Origin of the sequence: Desulfovibrio sp. 6_1_46AFAA, assembly GCF_000224635.1 — a bacterium.
In the GTDB taxonomy this organism is placed as follows: Bacteria; Desulfobacterota; Desulfovibrionia; order Desulfovibrionales; family Desulfovibrionaceae; genus Desulfovibrio; species Desulfovibrio fairfieldensis.
In genome coordinates this window covers 180175-196085 of record NZ_JH114302.1, presented here as the reverse complement: position 1 = coordinate 196085, position 15911 = coordinate 180175, and the positions used below count along the sequence as shown (strand labels likewise).

18 protein-coding genes are annotated in these 15911 nt (G+C 65.8%); 1 reads left to right on the top strand and 17 read right to left on the bottom strand.

The window, feature by feature from the left end:
- Positions 1 to 67 precede the first annotated feature (67 nt).
- The 12 genes from HMPREF1022_RS07615 to HMPREF1022_RS16570 form a co-directional block, all read right to left on the bottom strand.
- Positions 68 to 949 carry a hypothetical protein gene (locus HMPREF1022_RS07615; protein ID WP_009302651.1) on the bottom strand — a complete coding sequence of 294 codons (882 nt, stop codon included), beginning with the start codon at positions 947 to 949 and terminating at the stop codon, positions 68 to 70.
- Positions 950 to 962: 13 nt separating this feature from the next.
- Positions 963 to 2174: a hypothetical protein gene (locus HMPREF1022_RS07610; RefSeq protein WP_009302650.1), complete on the bottom strand. Its 1212-nt coding sequence runs from the start codon at positions 2172 to 2174 to the stop codon at positions 963 to 965.
- 10 nt (positions 2175 to 2184) lie between these two features.
- Positions 2185 to 4173: a DUF4815 domain-containing protein gene (locus tag HMPREF1022_RS07605; protein ID WP_009302649.1), complete on the bottom strand. Its 1989-nt coding sequence runs from the start codon at positions 4171 to 4173 to the stop codon at positions 2185 to 2187.
- Positions 4174 to 4186: 13 nt separating this feature from the next.
- Positions 4187 to 4714 carry a hypothetical protein gene (locus HMPREF1022_RS07600; RefSeq protein ID WP_009302648.1) on the bottom strand — a complete coding sequence of 176 codons (528 nt, stop codon included), beginning with the start codon at positions 4712 to 4714 and terminating at the stop codon, positions 4187 to 4189.
- Positions 4715 to 4823: 109 nt separating this feature from the next.
- The gene (locus HMPREF1022_RS16580) at positions 4824 to 6242 is read right to left on the bottom strand and encodes a phage tail protein (protein ID WP_009302646.1); all 1419 of its coding nucleotides are present in this window, start codon (positions 6240 to 6242) and stop codon (positions 4824 to 4826) included.
- The gene (locus HMPREF1022_RS07590) at positions 6235 to 7341 is read right to left on the bottom strand and encodes a baseplate assembly protein (protein WP_009302645.1); all 1107 of its coding nucleotides are present in this window, start codon (positions 7339 to 7341) and stop codon (positions 6235 to 6237) included. The genes HMPREF1022_RS16580 and HMPREF1022_RS07590 overlap by 8 nt, the downstream gene beginning before the upstream one ends.
- Complete coding sequence (locus HMPREF1022_RS07585) at positions 7338 to 7670, bottom strand: hypothetical protein (protein ID WP_009302644.1); 333 nt, start codon at positions 7668 to 7670, stop codon at positions 7338 to 7340. The genes HMPREF1022_RS07590 and HMPREF1022_RS07585 overlap by 4 nt, the downstream gene beginning before the upstream one ends.
- Positions 7670 to 8059, bottom strand: coding sequence for a phage tail protein (locus tag HMPREF1022_RS07580; protein ID WP_009302643.1), 390 nt, complete (start codon positions 8057 to 8059; stop codon positions 7670 to 7672). Before HMPREF1022_RS07580 ends, HMPREF1022_RS07585 begins: the two co-directional genes overlap by 1 nt.
- Positions 8060 to 8749 carry a phage baseplate assembly protein V gene (locus HMPREF1022_RS16575; RefSeq protein ID WP_009302642.1) on the bottom strand — a complete coding sequence of 230 codons (690 nt, stop codon included), beginning with the start codon at positions 8747 to 8749 and terminating at the stop codon, positions 8060 to 8062.
- Between the two features lie 10 nt (positions 8750 to 8759).
- Positions 8760 to 9800: a phage late control D family protein gene (locus tag HMPREF1022_RS07570; RefSeq protein WP_009302641.1), complete on the bottom strand. Its 1041-nt coding sequence runs from the start codon at positions 9798 to 9800 to the stop codon at positions 8760 to 8762.
- The gene (locus HMPREF1022_RS07565) at positions 9788 to 9991 is read right to left on the bottom strand and encodes a tail protein X (protein WP_009302640.1); all 204 of its coding nucleotides are present in this window, start codon (positions 9989 to 9991) and stop codon (positions 9788 to 9790) included. Before HMPREF1022_RS07565 ends, HMPREF1022_RS07570 begins: the two co-directional genes overlap by 13 nt.
- The gene (locus tag HMPREF1022_RS16570; RefSeq protein WP_009302639.1) at positions 9984 to 12305 is read right to left on the bottom strand and encodes a phage tail tape measure protein; all 2322 of its coding nucleotides are present in this window, start codon (positions 12303 to 12305) and stop codon (positions 9984 to 9986) included. Before HMPREF1022_RS16570 ends, HMPREF1022_RS07565 begins: the two co-directional genes overlap by 8 nt.
- 20 nt (positions 12306 to 12325) lie before the next feature.
- On the opposite strand from HMPREF1022_RS16570, the gene HMPREF1022_RS07555 reads away from it, so the two are divergent.
- A complete protein-coding gene (locus HMPREF1022_RS07555) occupies positions 12326 to 12505 on the top strand; it encodes a hypothetical protein (protein ID WP_009302638.1) in 180 nt (59 codons plus the stop codon).
- Between the two features lie 92 nt (positions 12506 to 12597).
- Here HMPREF1022_RS07555 and HMPREF1022_RS07550 read toward each other — a convergent pair whose 3' ends face one another.
- From HMPREF1022_RS07550 to HMPREF1022_RS07530, 5 genes are all read right to left on the bottom strand, one after another.
- A complete protein-coding gene (locus HMPREF1022_RS07550) occupies positions 12598 to 12897 on the bottom strand; it encodes a phage tail assembly protein (RefSeq protein WP_009302637.1) in 300 nt (99 codons plus the stop codon).
- A 9-nt stretch (positions 12898 to 12906) separates the two neighbouring features.
- A complete protein-coding gene (locus tag HMPREF1022_RS07545; protein WP_009302636.1) occupies positions 12907 to 13446 on the bottom strand; it encodes a phage major tail tube protein in 540 nt (179 codons plus the stop codon).
- 9 nt (positions 13447 to 13455) lie between these two features.
- Positions 13456 to 14721: a phage tail sheath family protein gene (locus tag HMPREF1022_RS07540; protein WP_009302635.1), complete on the bottom strand. Its 1266-nt coding sequence runs from the start codon at positions 14719 to 14721 to the stop codon at positions 13456 to 13458.
- Positions 14722 to 14825: 104 nt separating this feature from the next.
- Positions 14826 to 15311, bottom strand: coding sequence for a hypothetical protein (locus tag HMPREF1022_RS07535; RefSeq protein ID WP_009302634.1), 486 nt, complete (start codon positions 15309 to 15311; stop codon positions 14826 to 14828).
- Complete coding sequence (locus HMPREF1022_RS07530; protein WP_009302633.1) at positions 15308 to 15901, bottom strand: hypothetical protein; 594 nt, start codon at positions 15899 to 15901, stop codon at positions 15308 to 15310. The genes HMPREF1022_RS07535 and HMPREF1022_RS07530 overlap by 4 nt, the downstream gene beginning before the upstream one ends.
- Positions 15902 to 15911 lie beyond the last annotated feature (10 nt).

Below are 15911 nucleotides of genomic sequence, written 5' to 3'. Positions count from 1 at the left end.
GGTGAGACTGTTCCCCGAACGCCAGTTCGATCCACCATCGCCGCCGCCAACGGTTACAGGAATGATATCACCTTTGGTGAGCGTTACATTTTTGCGTTATCGTCTGGCCAGCGCCTCCGCCGCCGCCTCCGTTGCCTCCATGATTCTGATATTTGCCGTAAGAGTACCCTCCGGAATTATTATCCTGATATGCCGTCCACTCAGTTGCGACGCCCGTCGAGCCATTACCACCTTTTCCACCTCCGGCAATACAAGTAACGGCGTAGGTAGCGGTTTCAGGTACTATCCAATTTCCGGACGAGGTGATCACCACTTCCGACTGCAAGTTAAGCAGTCTGTCCCAGGCATCTTTCACGCCCTTGGCAGAAATCGCCACGCCGTCCTTGGCCGCCGTCCCTTCCTCAAAATCATCCGTGAGCTTCACATGCCCGTAAAACTGAAAATTGCCTTTGCCGTAGGCATCGGGATTTTCCGAGGCATGCACACCAAGGGAGAGAATGCCGGGGGTCTGGTCTTCCTCGCCCTCGGCGGCTTCGGTAGGAAGGGTAACTTCCAGGCCCTCGCCCACCTGGACGGTTCCGGGCGCGTCGGGCGTAGCCAAAGTGACAGGCTCAGTCGAGATGACGCCGTTTTCGTCAACGCTGATGCCCTGGCCGATCTGCACCATGCCCAGCTTGTCCGGGGTGGCCGGGCGAGGGACATTGGAGGCGATGTCCTCCCTGTTCTGCTCTATCTGACGTTCAAGAGAGTCCTGGCGCACCCCCATGAGTGCGTTCTGCTCAGACAATATACTGAGTGCCGCATCATGCTGTTGCAGCGCCCGATCCGTCTGCTCGGCATGACCATCCACTTGCGTCAGGGCCTGGCGCACACGCGGGCAGTCCTCGTCAATGGTGTTGTCCAGGTGCGGCAGGGGCAGTTGCAGATGCGCGGTCTTCTGATCAACCATATCGCCTTCCCTCCTAACCGTTGAGAGCCAGGAACTTGAGGTTGCGAACCTGTGGCCGGGCCAGGCTCGTGCCGGTCAGGGTCAGGCGGTAGCGGACCTCGACGGCGGCGGTCAGCTCGGCCGTGAAACGAAATTCCACCCAGCCGTCGCCCTGCTGCGCCGTGCCTCCCGCAAGCATCGCGATCCAGTCGCCGCTGTCCGTTTTGATTTCCGGCGTGATCGCCGCGCCCGAGGGCACAAGGGCTTCATACACGAGCACCGCCCGCGTGGCGTTGATTGCCGGCACGGCCCGCGGCTGGTAGACGGCGGATGCGCGTACCGTGCCGGAAAGCACCTGCGTGCCGGGATGCAGCACCGGACTCGCGCCGCCCGCGATGCCGGAAAGCGCCGCCGTGACGGCCACTCCGCCCGTCTGCGCGGCGGCAAGGCGCACGGGCTGCCCGGCGGCCACCCGCTGCACGGCGCCGCCGGGCAGGGTCAGTTCATATTCCACGCGGGTGTCGGCGCGCGGCAGGTCTTCCAGGGCCAGCACCATGAGATCCGTGGCCCCTTCAACCGTAACGCTGCCCAACTTCACTTCGGCGGTGGACGCCGTGAAATCCGCTGCCAGCAGGCGGAAGGCAAGATCCTTTTTCTGGTGGGCGGTCCAGGCGCTGGCATTGGAGCTGGAGAAAAGCACGCCCACCTGATAAGGCTGCCCGGCCACGTAATACTGGCGCACGGCGTCGAACTGGCCCAGCTCGGCCACGGCCAGGGCGGTCACGGCGTCGTCGCACATGACAACGACGGCATATTCCGTATCCGTCGCCAGAGACACGGGCGCGGCGAACAGGACGCGGGTGTGCCCGCCGCCCGTGACCACGATGTCGGCGGGCTCCAGGCGGGCCTCGGCCAGCACGGCCTTGCCCGGATAGCCGTTGTCCGTGTCGCGCAACTGAACGCGCACCGGGCTGTCGCCCCTGGCCGTGAAATAGAGATCCACGCCGCAGATCTGCGCGGCGGACGACAGGGCAAAGGTCTGGGCCAGCGGATCTGTCCAGTAACGGGTGATGGTCTGGGCCTGGACAATGTTCTGCACGGTCATCTGGCCCTGCCCCACAAAGCTGGCGCTGGCGATGGAGCCGCCCCGGCCAGTGAAGACCACGGCCTTGGCTCCGCTGGGCACGTCAGGCGGGATGCGGAACTTACCCCGGATTTCCCCATGTTCATTGGCGGTCAATGCCATGGCGCTCTCCTTATATGGCCTCGGGCTCGACGACGAGCCCGTCAAAAGTTACGGAATCCAGAATTTCGCCCGCGCCGAAGCCGTGCAGGAGGAACTCCACATCAAGCTGACGCAGATGGGCCAGCTCCGTGGTGGTGGTGCTCACCACCTGATTGCTGGTGCTGGCCGACTGGCTGACCAGGGACGAGTTACCGGGCACGTAATGGCCTGTATTCAGATAGCGGGTGGTGGTGCCCACCACGTTGACCTGCTGCTCCACCCAGTGGTCCACGGACGGATTTATTTCCACCGTGGCGGGCATGCGCTCGAACGCCTGATAGGGGTTCACCATCATCTCGCCCGTGCGGTAGGGCTGCTCCAGAATCACTTTGGGCGTCCAGCGCGCGGCCACGGGCGCGCTCACGTCCGCAGAAAGACTGTGCGCCGTGGCTTCGATAGGCAGGGTGAGAATGCCGTCGAACACGGCGGCCGTATTTTCCGCCCCCATGTCGCGCACACTGTCGTCCAGCAAAGGGTCCACCTGCACGCCAACCCGCGCCCCGGCCTCGCGCGTACCGGCGTCCATCTCCAGGCGGTTGCGGGATACCTCGCGCCAGAGCTGATCGATGGAGTCATGGATGGCCATAAATTCACTGAAGGGCACCACATGCGTGGCGTCAATGCTGACGCAGGAGGCCGCGTCCGCCGCCCTCCAAGTCTGGTTGACGCTGGCCAGAGGCAGGAGGGAGTCAGGAACCTGGGGCGTCCGGGCATTGCGCTCGGCCGCCACGCCGCGCACCCACTGAAAAAGCCCGTCGCCGGTCAGGCAAAGGCGGTCGATGCGCGGCAACATCTGATTGTATTTGAGGATGATGGACGTGCCGTCCACCGCGTCGCGCACCGTGAAGCCGTCCTCGTCCATGTCTTCAGGCGTTGCGGCGGTCATGTGGGTGTAGGTCACGGCATAGCTGCTGCCTGGGTCGGGTTCATTGCCCGCCGGGGCCCAGTCCACCGCGTCGCCGGTTTTCTGATAATCCGTGCCCGGCTCGAACACCGTATCGCCCTGACGGACCTCCAGAATGTCCACTACGGCCGTGTCGGGCAGACTGTCGGCCGCGCCCGAGTAGGAGGCATGGGTCAGGGTCACGGTGTTTTGCGCCGTGATCCGCAGTTCCACTACATTTTTCAGGGGCGGATGCGCCACAATGACGCGCTGGCCCTGATCCGTGCTTGCGGCGGCCGTGGCCTTGTGAATTTCGGTGTCGATGAAGCGCAGATCCGGCGCGGCGGCATACACGATGCGCCGGGCCGTGGGCAGGGTCACGGCATAGCCGTTGACCCGCGCCCGGCCCTCGGCCACGGTGTAGACCTGGTTGCCGTCGGCATCATCCGACGCCCGGCGCACGGCCAGGCCCTCCACCACATAGGAGCCGCCGCCGGTGGAATCGCGGTCATACCCGGCGATGGACTGGGTGGTGGAGTCAAACGCCGGCGGCGCTTCTTTGGGCCGCAACTCGCCGTCGTCCACCGCGTAGACCGGACAGAGTTCGCCGTCCTGGCCGTCTCCGGAAAATCCCCAGCGGACCTCCTCTTTACGGCGCCACGCGCCGGGCATGCCCTGGGCGCGGCAGCCAACCGCCGGGTTGAGCAGATCAGGGTCTTCCAGTTGGCTGACGACGGTTTCGATCATGCGCACGCCGATGAGCACACTGCCCGTGGGCGGAATGGTGAATACGGCCTCGGGCACCGCGCGCACCGCGCCTTTAAGATAAATCCGTCCGGCGGCGCACCGTGTGGAGCCGCTTTCGGCGTCCACCACCACGGCAGCGTCGGAGATGATGTCGCCGTCCTGCAAAAAGGCGTCCGCCACGCCGCGCAGGGTTTCGGCCTGGATGGACTGGATTTCATTGATTTCCGAACCCTGCACGCCGTATCCCTCGCGGACGAGCACCTGCGTATATCCCTTGTCGCCCAGAGCCCGGCGGTTGTAACAATTGGGGATGCCCAGATAATTTTTCATACGCTCTCCTTGCCTACACGGGCAGCACGAATTCCACCGCCTGCCGCACCTGTGGATTACGGGGAATGGCGGGTTGCAAAATTTCCACGGCCAGCAGCAGGCCGGGCTCGTCGATTTCGTCCGGAGTGAAAAACCGCTGGCCGGGCGGCAGGCCCTCTTTGACCGTGGAGCCCACAAAAATGCCCATCTGGCGGATGATGCCGTTGGGGGCGTCGGTCAAGTCGTAAGCCACCTGCATGTACAAATACGGGGTCGGCCCCGTGACCATGCGGTAACGGGTGGTGACCACGGCCCCGTCCGAGCCCAGGCCCTCGGAAATGACGATGCCGCCCTCGTCGTCAGGGGTGACGAAGCCCACGATATTGGGTACGCGGCGGCCCATTTCGTTGGTCAGGGCGGTCAGTTCCACGGTGTTGGGCAGCTCCGCGTCCTCGTTGTCCCAGGCGGGCTCGCCCTGGGCCAACGCGATGTGCAGCGGCTGCTTGGAAAGGGACAGCGCGAACGCCGCGCGCCCAGCGTGCGTCAAGGTAGCGATGGACATAGTTACCCCTTATCCTTGTTATACTCACGGTTGATGTTACGCCGGCTGTCGCCATCCGTGGCTTCCTGCGTCGCAACGGCTGCCGCGGCGTGCGTCAGGGTTGCAATACTCATGCGTCCTCCAGGGGAATGGTTGTCAGATTGAAAAATCCGCAATGCCCGCGCCAGCGCCGCTTGTCCCACTGTCCGACCCAATGCCGGTTATACAGAGGGCGGGCGGCGGACGCATGGGTGGCCGTGATTGCCATCCGGGGATGAGACGGACGCACGGGCTCCACGGCTTCGCCGCGCATACAAGGCACGATTTCCAGCAGTTCACGATGCTCCGGTACAAGGGCGTCCTCGCTCCAGGCGCTGTCGCCCCAGATCTGCGGATCGGGCAGCGTCTCCGCCACCGGGGCAGGGCCCCAGCAGGCGTTGAGCGCCGACCACGCGCCGGGAGTATCCGGCAACACGCGGCCGTGCGCCGGGTCCGGACGGAACGTGGGGCTGTAGCCGGGTTCCGCGCCGCTCCAGACGCCTTCGCTCAAGGCATGGCCGCGCACGCTGAAGCGCCAGGGTTGGAGGTCACGGTCGACCCGCAGCAGCCTGCCGCGCCAGCGCCGCTTGTCCCACGGGCCGGTCCAGCGGTGACGCTCGTACACGGGCATGGCCCAAGTGAAGGAATAGAGATGCGAGAAGGTGAAGCCGTGATTGCGCGGAAAGGCATCGCCATAGACGCTCTCGCTCCAGGCCGGGAAATCCAGGTAACGCGCTTTCCAGCCGTGAACGAGAGCCAGGGAGCAGCCCACGCAGGCGTCGGCGCGGCAGTACGGCCGCACCAGCACGCCGCGCCTGCCGCCGAAGCTGACGATGAGATCATGGTCATCATCCAGGCCGGGAATGTCGGGCGCCTCGACGCCGCTGTAATTGCTCCACCAGCATTCCGACCAGGCGCAGGTGGGCAAAGGGCCGGACCACACGCCCGGTCGGAAATCATACTCCGGCGTGTACATACGCCACAGGCGGCAGCGGACGGGTTGCATCTCGCGGCAAATGGCCACAATGCGGCGCACGTCGTCCAGGTCGGCGATTTCTGACAGGCCGAGCTGATAGGCGGCCCAATAGTCGCCCTCGCCGTCCTCCTCGATGCCCACGTCATAGCCGAACAGGGCCAATGCCCGCTTGATGCTGGCGGGCGTGCCCTTGATGCGGTGCCAGGGGATGGAGTTGCGGACCATTGCGGCGAGCTGTTCCCGGGTAGTCGCGGTTTCGCGGAAATCGACATGAAATTGCCAGGCCAGCTGCTCCAGCTCATCCAGAGACAAGGGTTTGAGTCCGCCTCGGGCCTGCGTGAGTCTGGCCAGGGGCGGCAGCATGGTTTCCACGGGCTGCCCGCCCAGGCGGGCGTAGATCAGCAGATTGGGGACGGCCAGGGCCGTGTTGCGCAGTACGCTGTTCAAGCTGGCGGCCGCAGCCTGGATGGTCGGATCCTCCGCAATGCTGGCCGGCAGCAGAGCCAGGAAATCGAGATCCTGCAGCCTATTCATCCTCCACCCCTAGGAACGTGAGCGTGACGGAGCTTTCCCTGGCCAGTTGCCTGTCTTCCAATGCAGTGTAGGCCGGAGCGTCCACCACCACCCGCCGGGCGCCGGCCTGCTGCATGAGGCTGATCAGCCGGGTCGGGTTGATGTCTCGTCCGGGCTTGCTGCGCTGCCACAGCCGGTAGCGTTCCACCGCGGTTTCCACTGCGGCCGTAGTGCTGCTGGCCAGGGCCGAATCACTCTTGAGCAGGGACCAGCTCGCCCGGATTTCAAACGGCACCAGCTCCGGCGCGGCCACGGTCACCGTGTCGGTCAGGGGCCGGACGTCTTCCGCGGACAGGCGCTCGCGCACGGCGTTGAGAACTTCCTCTCCGGGCAGCTCGCCGCCCTTGGTCACGGGCCGCACGTCCACATGGCCCGGCTCGGGTGCCCATACGGCCACGTCCGCGATGTCCTGATGACTGGCCAGGGCATGGAAGCGATACGCTTCCACCGGGCCGGCGCAGGTATAGGACTCGGGCGCCAGCTGGATGCGTTCGCGGTACCGCTCGTCAGACTCCACGTCCGCGCCCAGGGCGGACGTCGTGACGTTGGCGGTGCTCCGCACATAGGCCACAGTGTCGATGAGCTTGTTCACCTGTCCGGGCACCAGGCCGTTGAGGGACATGCCGCTTTCTTCGGCCGTGGCCACAGTGTCCCCGAAGAGATTGCCCGGGGGGATGACCAGATCCATGTCCGTGGCGAACACCCGGCGGGCGTCGGCCGTGGTGACCCGAGTGCCGGCGGGCACGATCACGGCAAAGAGCTGCGGCCCGTCCAGAGCAAAGCGCTGCGTCAGCTGGGCGTGCCTGTCGTTCAGCCGGTCCGTGCCCACCACCTTGCCGATTTCGTCCAGGTGCCCCTGTTCGGCATACGCCAGCAGGTTCTGACGGCCGGCCAGATTGATGGCGTTGTTCTGCAGAGCGATGAGGTAAGCCAGCGCCTCAAGGAACAGCCTGACGGGATCGCCGGGATACAGCGTGGTCTGCGCAATATTCTCGTAGGTGGTCAGGACGCTGGTTTCCACCACAGCCGGATCCAGGTCCGCGAAGGAGATCTCGCTCATAGTTGCACCCCGTCGCGCAGCTCATAGTCGATGCGGGGCATCAGGGTGCCGGTCATGAGCCTCGCCGGGTCGGGCACCAGACTGATGCGGTTCACCTTGATGCGCGGCTCGCGGGCTTCAAGCGCCCGGGTCAGCTCGGCAATGCGGCGGGCGGCCTCGTAGGGCGTCGGCGCGTCGATGAAGCTGCCCACGTGGGCGAAGCCGCGGTCCAGAGCCACGCTGTAGGCCAGGGTGCGCACGATGGTGCGCATGTTCTGCTCGATGGCGGCCAGGCCCTGCGCGCCGATGGCCAGGGGCCGGGGTTCGCCTGAAATCTGCAGGGTGGGCATCACTTGTACTCCTTCAGGGACAACTTCAGGTCCACGCTGAAAATTTTATCCTTCACGGTATGCCGGACCACCTGGCTGGCGGACTCCAGGACGTACATGCCGAAATTCCAGCCGCCCAGAATCAGCTGATGGGCCTTGCCCTCCACGCACAGGGCCTCGATGCGGTCGGCCTCTTTGACGGGATCCACGCCCATGTCGGCCCGCAGGTGGATGGACAGGGATGCGGTGGCCAGCTCCGGCGCCAGGAACTCCAGACGCGGCAGATCCCCCAGCACCTGATGTTCCTCGAAACGCGCCTTGCGTTCCCGCGTCAGCGAGGCCGGAGTGACCGTGCGACCGCCGAAGGCGCTCACTTCAAAGACGATGTCGCCCAAACTGCCGATATGCATTTATCCTCCCACCGGTGTGCCCGTGGTGGACGGGCCAGCTTCCACACCCTTGTGAATGTGCCCGCGCACCGACACCGCCCCGGCGGTCACATCGGCGTCCGGCACGTCCAGGCCGCCTTCCAGGATACGGTAGTGGCCCAGCAGTTCGCCGGACCCGGCCTGACCGTCCTTGTCCGTGACGGTCAGCAGGCCGGCCAGGGTGATCGTGGGAGCCCGGAGCGTGATGTTGGTTGCCGATTCGACCCGGATGTCCTTTTGCGCCTTGGCCGTGATCGTCCCCTTGGTTTCGATCTCGGCGTCGCCCTCCACATGGGCGAACAGTTTGTGGGCCTCGCGGTCATAAAAGACCACCGTGCCGTCGGAAAAACGGCTGTATTCCAGCTGGCGCTGCTGCCGCGGATCCGGAGCCGTGGGCGAATAGCAGGCCCCCAGCACCACGCCCGCCTCCAGGCCCTGGCCGGAAAACAACACGGCCACGGGTTCGCCGTCGTCGGGCAACTTGATCTCCTGATCCTGCAGCACCCGGCGCTGCAGGGTGGGCAGCGGCGCGCTGACCATCTTTTTTCCGTCTTCCAACTGCACCCGGGCGCTGCCGCCCTCCACGCCCACCACCGTGCCGAAGCGCAGGCTCGCCCCCCGGTTCGCCTCCAGGGCCGCCACCCGTCGTTCCAACGCCGCAAAGTCAAACATGGCCGCCACCTCAATACGCAAGCGTCTTGCGGATTTCGACGGCCGTGGTGTAGCCCTTGCCGCCGATCTTGTGTTCCGCCTTTTCCACGAACCAGCGTCCGTCGAACGTGCCGAAGCCGGTCAGGCCCAGCACAGTGCCGGCCACCACGGCCGGGTTGCCCATGAATTCCAGGTTCGCCTTTTCCTTGCCCTTGTTGGCGTCCCGCAGCCCGGACTTGCCCAGGCGCATGGCCTCGGCCACGGACTCCACCCGGGTGTTGAGTTGCAGCGTCTTGGCGTCGGGAGGTCCCTCCGGCACGGTCACTTCCGCCGTGTGCGTCGTGCCCGCAGCCGGGTCGGTGTAGGCCACCTCGGCCTTGCCGTAGTCGGTTTTGGAGGACGATTCCTTGAAACTATAGGACGCCGGCGAATACATGCCGCCCCGCTTGGCAATGGTCAGCGCCGCCGGCCGGGCGTCGGCCCCGGCGCCGTCGAACAGCACCAGGCGGCCGTCGTGCACCTTGCAGTTCATGCCCCGCTCTTTGGCCAGGCGCTGCACGAAGCCCAGGTCGGACTCCTCGCGCTGATCCTGGCGGCCGAAGGCATGCTCCGGCCCATCGTACATCAGGGTCAGACCATTCTCGGACGCGATCTGCCCGGCCAAGCCTTGCAGGGAAAAGTTCTCCCAGGCGCGGGTTTTGGCTTCGTCCCGCAGGCCGGAAGTCAGGGCCGACGTCACGGCCTTCAGGGTGACTTTGTCCGGAGGCCCGGAGAATTCCAGTTCGTCCACCTTGAACATGCCGCAGGGCAACGTCAGGTGTCGGCCGGGCTCCTCCCAGTCCAGAGCCGTGATCCGGGCCGTGACGGCCGTGCCCTTGGACGGCCGCCAGGGACCGTTCCACTTGCCCTCCCGGTCATGCAGGGTCAGCCGGATTTCGTCGGCCTTGCCGCCGGCATGGTCGGTGAACTGGAAGTCCAGCAAGGAGGGCTCAATGACGCTGCTGGCGTCGTGGCCGCCGATGAACACGGACAGCTTCACCCGGCGGGTGCTGATATGGGTTATGCCATCCATGGCGGCAGCTCCGGCGTTTCGGGTTGCACAACGATGTCCGGCACGGCCAGCTCCACACCGGCCGGAAAGATGACCACGTCCAGGTGCTCGGGATTGGCGGCCATAAGATGATGCGCCAGGCGTTCCTGGCCCCACAGGCGGAAGGCCACGGTGTCCCAGGCGTCGCCCTGGATGGTGCGGTACTTAATCATAGGCCAGACGCTCCTGATCGTGGACGATCTCCGAGATCAGCTTTTCAAAGTCGCCCTTGTGGCTGCGGAGGGCATCCAGCAGGCGCTTGGCGAAACCGGCGTCGGTGATGCCGGAAAGAGTAACGGGGATGTTGACCGTCAGTCCGCCGCCCAGGTCTCCTATGCCCGAGGCGCCCGGTCCGGCGGGCAGCTTGCCTTCGCCCAGGGCGGCCAGCGTGGCCTGGTCGGGCATGGCCCCCCTGGGCGGTTCGGGCACCTTGGGCATCCGGTCCGGATCCGGCATGGCGGGGATGGCTGCCGCAGCCGCGTCGGCCACCGCGGCGGTCGCCTCATTGCCCTGGGCCGCTTTGGCTTCGGCCAGCCTGGCGTCGGCCTTTTCGTCGGCTTCATCCACGATGCCCAGCCACTCGCCCACAGCGCGCAGTTTGTCCATGGCCCAGGACACCTTGTCCCCGATGAAGCCGAACACCGCGTCGAACGCCGCCCGTACCGGTTCGCACGTTTTGTACAGGTAGACCATGGCCCCGATGAACGCGCCCACGGCCAGCACGATCCATGTCAGCGGACAGGCCAGGAACGCGCCGTTGAGCAGCCACTGTCCGGCCGCCGCGGCCTTGCTGGCGATGGCCCCGCCCAGCAGCACGGCCTTGTGCCCGGTCCAGGCCGCCCCGGCGCGCACAGTGGCCAGGCGGCCGGCATTGGTGGCCGCGGCAGTGGCCCCTTCCGCCGCGGCCGTGGCCCGCAGGCCGGGGATGAGGAAACTCAGCGCGGCCCGGGCCATGTGGAAGCTGCCGGTCACGCCGGACACCATGTAGGACGCGCCCAGGCCCGCCACGCGCAGGGCCGTGAACCCGGCTACCGCGCCGATGGCCACGGTGGTCAGAGTTTCATGCTCGCCGGCGAAGGTGCCGATGGCGCTGATGTACGGCGTCACCGTTTCCAGAATGGAGGAAACGGCCGGAAGCAGGGCCGTGCCCAGCACGATGGCGGCCTTGCCGGCCGCGTTGGTGGCCAGCCGCAGGCGGGCCGAGGCCGTATCGGTGACGTTTCTGAACTCGTCCTGCTGGGAGCCGGCGTACTCGCTTTTGTCGGCAACGTCTTTCAGGGCCTTCTCATACAGATCCAGGGAGCCCACCAGCTTGACGATTTTCGGCGCGTGCTCCGTGCCGAACACGGCGGACAGGGCGGCCAGCGGATTCTTGGAGGCTTTGACCTGGCGCAGGAACTGCAGCATGGCGCCCTGGGCGTCCTTCTGCATGGCCTCGGCCATGCCCTTGGCGCTGATGCCCAGACCGGCCAGGGCCTGTTGGGCCTCCTTGGGGAGCTTGCCCGCGTTGCCCAGACGCACGAACATGGCGTTGGCCGCCGTGGCCGCGCTTTCGGTATCCACCTTGGTGGCCCGGAACACCGTGCCCAGGGCGGCCACTTCCTGGCCGGTCATCCTGAACGTGGCCGCCGTGCCGCCCACCCGGCTGACGAAGTTGACCAGTTCGCCCGCCTTGGCGTCGTATTTGTTGGACAGGTGGTTGATGGAATCGCCCAGCAGGCGCACCTCGTCCTGGGTCAGTTTGAAGTTGGTGCGCATGCCGGTCATGGCGGAACCGGCATCCTCGGCGGTCATGTCGAACGCGGTGGCCATGACCGCCGCGTCCTCGGTAAAGGCCAGCAGCTCATTCTGGGCAATGCCCGCCTGGCCGGCCGCGGCCGCGATTTTGGTCAGCCCCTCGGCGGTCATGGGGATGCGCGTGCTCATGTCGAGCAGTTCGTTGCCAAAGGCTTTGAGTCCGGCCGCGTCAAAATCCGTGACCTTGCGCACGTCGGCCATGGCGGTCTCGAAGCCCATGGCCATCTTGACCGGGGCGGCCACGGCCATGGCCGGCACCACGGCCTCCATCATGCTGCCGCGTAGCTCCTTGCGCCGGGCGGACGCGGCCTGGGCCTTGTTCAACGCCTCCAGCCGGTAGCGGGTGCGTTCCAGCTGGGCCTGCGCCCGGGCATGAGCACGGCCGTAGTCCGCCACGGCCACGCCGTAGCGGGCGGCTTCGGCCCGGGCTTTCTGATAGGCGGCCAGCTGGGTGTTCAGGGTTTCGCGGATGAGCGGATCCTTGCCGCCGCTCGCGGCGTGCAGGCGCTGGGTGGTCGCGACGTCGGCCCGCAGGGCCTGCGCCCGGGCCAGGGCCTTGGTTTTCGCGGTCAGAGACTCCATGCGCTGGGCGCTGGATTTGATTTTGTGCTCCACTGTGCTAAAGACATTGGCAACAGTAGGAGACAGCGTCGCTCCGACGGCAAAACCGACGCCGAACGTGCTATTCATGTCTCGCTCCGGAGTGATCCATGCTTATGACCCTGATAACCCACATCATCGCCTATGGCCTGATCGGCCTGGTGGCCCTGTTTTACTGCGGCCCGCTGCTCGGCGCCGTCCTGGGGTCTGCAGCCGCGCTGGGGTCCGCCCTGTTCCGGCTGGCCGCCCGGGCCGGCCTCATCCGCGTGCCCGGGCGACAGCCTCGTTGATCTCCGTCTGCAGACGCAGCGCCTCTTCCGTCCACTCGCACAGCTCGTCCCAGGTCAGGGACAGCAGCTCGCCCAGCCCCCACCCGGTCATTTTATTCAGCAGCAACGCCTGACGCCGTATTTCGCTTATCGGGGGTAACGCCCCGAAAGGTCAGGTACTGCTGCTGCACCCTGGCATAGTCCTCCGAATCCAGCCGCCGCAGATCCTCTTCCGGCAGTTCGCACAGCGCCGCGTAAAGCTTCAGCTCTCCGGCCATGTCCAGGGCGTCCCGCACGGGGTTGTCGATGATCTCCCCCATGCTGGGGCGGTGCATGGTCACTTCGGTCAGCTCGCGGTCGGCCAGCTGCACGGGGTAGTCCAGTTTGATAGTGGCGGTTTTGGGTCCTTTCATGGCGATCTCCTACATGCCGAGATTGGCGCGGATGTCGGCCAGCATGTCCACGCCGTTGAGGTTGAAGATGAAATTCAGCTTGTCCACTTCCACCAACTCCTGGCCGTTCATCCACATTTTGATGTAGTACAGCTCCATCTCGGTCTCCGGCTCCATCTTTTTGCCGGGCTCGAACTTGCCGATGCCGGACTTCTTGGGCATGGCCCTGGCCACAACCTTGACCGGCTTGTTGACGAAGGTGCCGGAGCCCGCGTCCAGTTCCTGGATGGAGCCGCGCACCTCCACATGGTGCCCGGCCGTCTGCAGCAGGGACGCGCCGTTGGGGGTGGGCACGTTCCACTTGATTTTCAGGACCAGGCTTTTGAAATGTCCGGCCACGGGCACGTCCATCTCGCCGGCGATGCCCAGGCCGGTGATGGACTCGGTCAGGTACTCGAAATCGGGCATCTCCACCGTGCCGATGCCCATCTGATCCACGCCGTCCCGGTAAACCTTGGCGTTGGTCAGCACGGACGGGATGGGGTTGGTGACGGGAAGGGTCTGGGACATATCGCGCTCCTAGGCCGCCAGGCCGTAAAGGGTGGACAGATAGGCGGGATCGTACTCAAGAATGAAAACCAGCTCGCGCCCGGCCTGCGGCGGGGTCAGGTAGACATGCCAGCGGACCTTGCCGCCCATCAGATCGCCGCCGGGGTTGTCGACTTCCTCAAAGGTCACCCGGCCGCCCAGCAGGAATTCGCGGCCGGTCAGGCCGTTGAGCCAGACGTTGAAGGTGTCCTGCACGGTTTCGATCATGCGGCGGCGCAGCGGGTTGGAGACATACTGCCAGCAGGTGAGCACCAGGGTGTTGCCCACCCAGCTGAACATCCTCCGGATGGGGATGGAGCTGTCCTTGACGTCGGTGATGCCGGGATAGGCCGTGGTCTGATCGCCCCAGGCCACCAGGCCGCCCACCATATTGAGGGCGGTAATGATGCCGTTGCCGTTGAGGTAGGCGGCCTCAGTGGGCGTGAGGTGCAGCTCGCGCCCGGCGTGCGCCAGGCCCTCGCACTGCAGCCGCTTGTTGGACGGGCTCCAGAACGGGATGCCGCTGTTTTCCGCGTCGCGCTGGGCGATGACCCCGGCCAGATGGCTGGAGCCGCGTTCCACGGCGCCGTTGTAGGCGGGGCTGCCGAACATGCACAGCAGGTTGGCGTCCGTGAGGTTGTTGTCGTTGAGCCAGGCCGGAACTTCGGTGTATTTCTGCACCTCGTCGGGCACGTCGATGATGCCCGTGGCCCGGAAATGGCCGCAGATATCCTTGCAGCCCGCGCCGATGGCCAGGGCCACGGCCGGGTCGCCGGAAAAGCCGGGCGCCAGGATCTGGCCGGGAGACATCCGGAAACGGGGAAACACCTCTTCGCCCAGGGCCAGGCCGGTGCGCCGCAGGCTCGCACTGTCCACACCGCCGATGATGTCGGAGGCCGTGACCTTGCCGACGTCGGGCACAGCCCCCTCCCCTTCCCCCGTGGTATGCCGGTCAGGGTCGAAGACGTTCACGGCCACGATGGGAGCCACCTTGTAGCGCCCGAAATACAGATTCGCCGCCTCGTACAGGGTATAGTCGGACGCGGGTTCATCCGCCCCGGGAGCGCCGAACTGGGCCACAAAGTCGGGCAGGCTGTAGATGAGCTTCGGTTCGTTGACGGGCCTGGACACGTCTTCGGCCAGGTTGTGGACCGGGGCCGTACCCACGATGACGGGCAACGCGGAATCCACCTCCACGGGAGTGACCAGGCCGGTGGCCTTTTCTTCAATATAAACGCCGTGACGATATTGAGACATGGGATTCTCCTCAAAGCCCCGCAGGGCACGCGGTAGCGTGTGATAGCCCGGAGCCGCGCCCGCGTGACCGCGCTCACGCGGGCATGGGTGCGGCGAGGGGCGGGTTAGTTGCCTTGCATGTTCCAGTGGGTCAGCGCGTAGGCCTCGGCAAACTGCGGGGCCTGTTCGTCGGGGCGCGCCCAGGGCACGAATTCCCCCCGCTCGTTCGCCGTCAGGATGTAGCGGCCGTTCAGGGCCTGCTGCCGACAGGCCATGGCGCTCCGGCGCACCAGGGCCAGCAGATTCTGAAGATCGTTTTCCGCGCCCTCCGGATCCTCGTTCCAGACCACCAGGCGCAGGGCCAGCACCGTATGGCCGAAGCCGTCGTCCTTGTCGTGCCCGGACATGGCCTGAATGAGCACCAGGGGCGCGTCGTATTCGTCATGCTCCCCGCTCTTGGCCGGCATGGAACCTATCCGGATCCGGGCCGGGCGCAGGCGGACATCCTCCGGACGCGGCCGTTCCCGCCGGGCGCGGGTGGGCAGGGGCAGGCCGGCCAGCGCGGGCGTGAAGTGTTCCCGCAGGGCGGCCATGAGCAAAAAAGTGTTCATTGCAGTTTCTCCAGGCGGTAGTGCACTTCATGGCGCAAAGACTTTTCAAACGTGGTCCGGGCCGCCCGCATCACGAACGCGGACGTCGCGTCAAAGGCGGCGAAATATTGCACGCTGTAGCCGAACATCCGCTCCAGCGCGCGGCCCCGGCGCCGCATCAGGAACAGGCGTCCGTTCAGCCTGGTCACGAACGCCTTGGACAGTCCGTTGCCGCCGTCCGGATAGCGCACCGGCTCGCCCGGGCCGATCTGGTAGCCGGCCCGCGGCCAGTTGACGCTGCGCATCCGCTTGCGGGCCGTCACCCGGCGGGGCATCAGGCGGAAGTGGTCCATGGCCAGCGGACGGCTGGCCACGCGCACTTGCGCCCAGGCAGCGCCTGGAGTGGTGCTGATCAGGGGCTTGGACAGGGCCTGCCGGATTTCGCCGGACTTGAGAAAGCTGTGCTGCTTGATCTGCCGGACGATGTTGGTAGCCATGTTATCCTGGGTGCGCTTAAGCGCGGCCCGGACGGCCTTGTCCACTTCGCCCGCCATGCCGGCCAGAGGCAGCAGCACGCGCTTGAAATCCCGGGTGTCTATTTTGAGATCCACAACCGTTCCC

Excerpts from the sequence above, each read along its gene's own strand:
- HMPREF1022_RS07610 (WP_009302650.1), bottom strand. The coding sequence starts at position 2,174 with ATGGCATTGACCGCCAATGAACATGGGGAAATCCGGGGTAAGTTCCGC.
- HMPREF1022_RS07605 (WP_009302649.1), bottom strand. The coding sequence starts at position 4,173 with ATGAAAAATTATCTGGGCATCCCCAATTGTTACAACCGCCGGGCTCTG.
- HMPREF1022_RS07565 (WP_009302640.1), bottom strand. The coding sequence starts at position 9,991 with ATGATTAAGTACCGCACCATCCAGGGCGACGCCTGGGACACCGTGGCC.
- HMPREF1022_RS07585 (WP_009302644.1), bottom strand. The coding sequence starts at position 7,670 with ATGCCCACCCTGCAGATTTCAGGCGAACCCCGGCCCCTGGCCATCGGC.
- HMPREF1022_RS07600 (WP_009302648.1), bottom strand. The coding sequence starts at position 4,714 with ATGTCCATCGCTACCTTGACGCACGCTGGGCGCGCGGCGTTCGCGCTG.
- HMPREF1022_RS07580 (WP_009302643.1), bottom strand. The coding sequence starts at position 8,059 with ATGCATATCGGCAGTTTGGGCGACATCGTCTTTGAAGTGAGCGCCTTC.
- HMPREF1022_RS07545 (WP_009302636.1), bottom strand. The coding sequence starts at position 13,446 with ATGTCCCAGACCCTTCCCGTCACCAACCCCATCCCGTCCGTGCTGACC.
- HMPREF1022_RS07540 (WP_009302635.1), bottom strand. The coding sequence starts at position 14,721 with ATGTCTCAATATCGTCACGGCGTTTATATTGAAGAAAAGGCCACCGGC.
- HMPREF1022_RS07535 (WP_009302634.1), bottom strand. The coding sequence starts at position 15,311 with ATGAACACTTTTTTGCTCATGGCCGCCCTGCGGGAACACTTCACGCCC.
- HMPREF1022_RS07590 (WP_009302645.1), bottom strand. The coding sequence starts at position 7,341 with ATGAGCGAGATCTCCTTCGCGGACCTGGATCCGGCTGTGGTGGAAACC.
- HMPREF1022_RS16575 (WP_009302642.1), bottom strand. The coding sequence starts at position 8,749 with ATGTTTGACTTTGCGGCGTTGGAACGACGGGTGGCGGCCCTGGAGGCG.
- HMPREF1022_RS07555 (WP_009302638.1), top strand. The coding sequence starts at position 12,326 with ATGCTTATGACCCTGATAACCCACATCATCGCCTATGGCCTGATCGGC.
- HMPREF1022_RS07570 (WP_009302641.1), bottom strand. The coding sequence starts at position 9,800 with ATGGATGGCATAACCCATATCAGCACCCGCCGGGTGAAGCTGTCCGTG.
- HMPREF1022_RS07615 (WP_009302651.1), bottom strand. The coding sequence starts at position 949 with ATGGTTGATCAGAAGACCGCGCATCTGCAACTGCCCCTGCCGCACCTG.
- HMPREF1022_RS16570 (WP_009302639.1), bottom strand. The coding sequence starts at position 12,305 with ATGAATAGCACGTTCGGCGTCGGTTTTGCCGTCGGAGCGACGCTGTCT.
- HMPREF1022_RS07550 (WP_009302637.1), bottom strand. The coding sequence starts at position 12,897 with ATGAAAGGACCCAAAACCGCCACTATCAAACTGGACTACCCCGTGCAG.
- HMPREF1022_RS16580 (WP_009302646.1), bottom strand. The coding sequence starts at position 6,242 with ATGAATAGGCTGCAGGATCTCGATTTCCTGGCTCTGCTGCCGGCCAGC.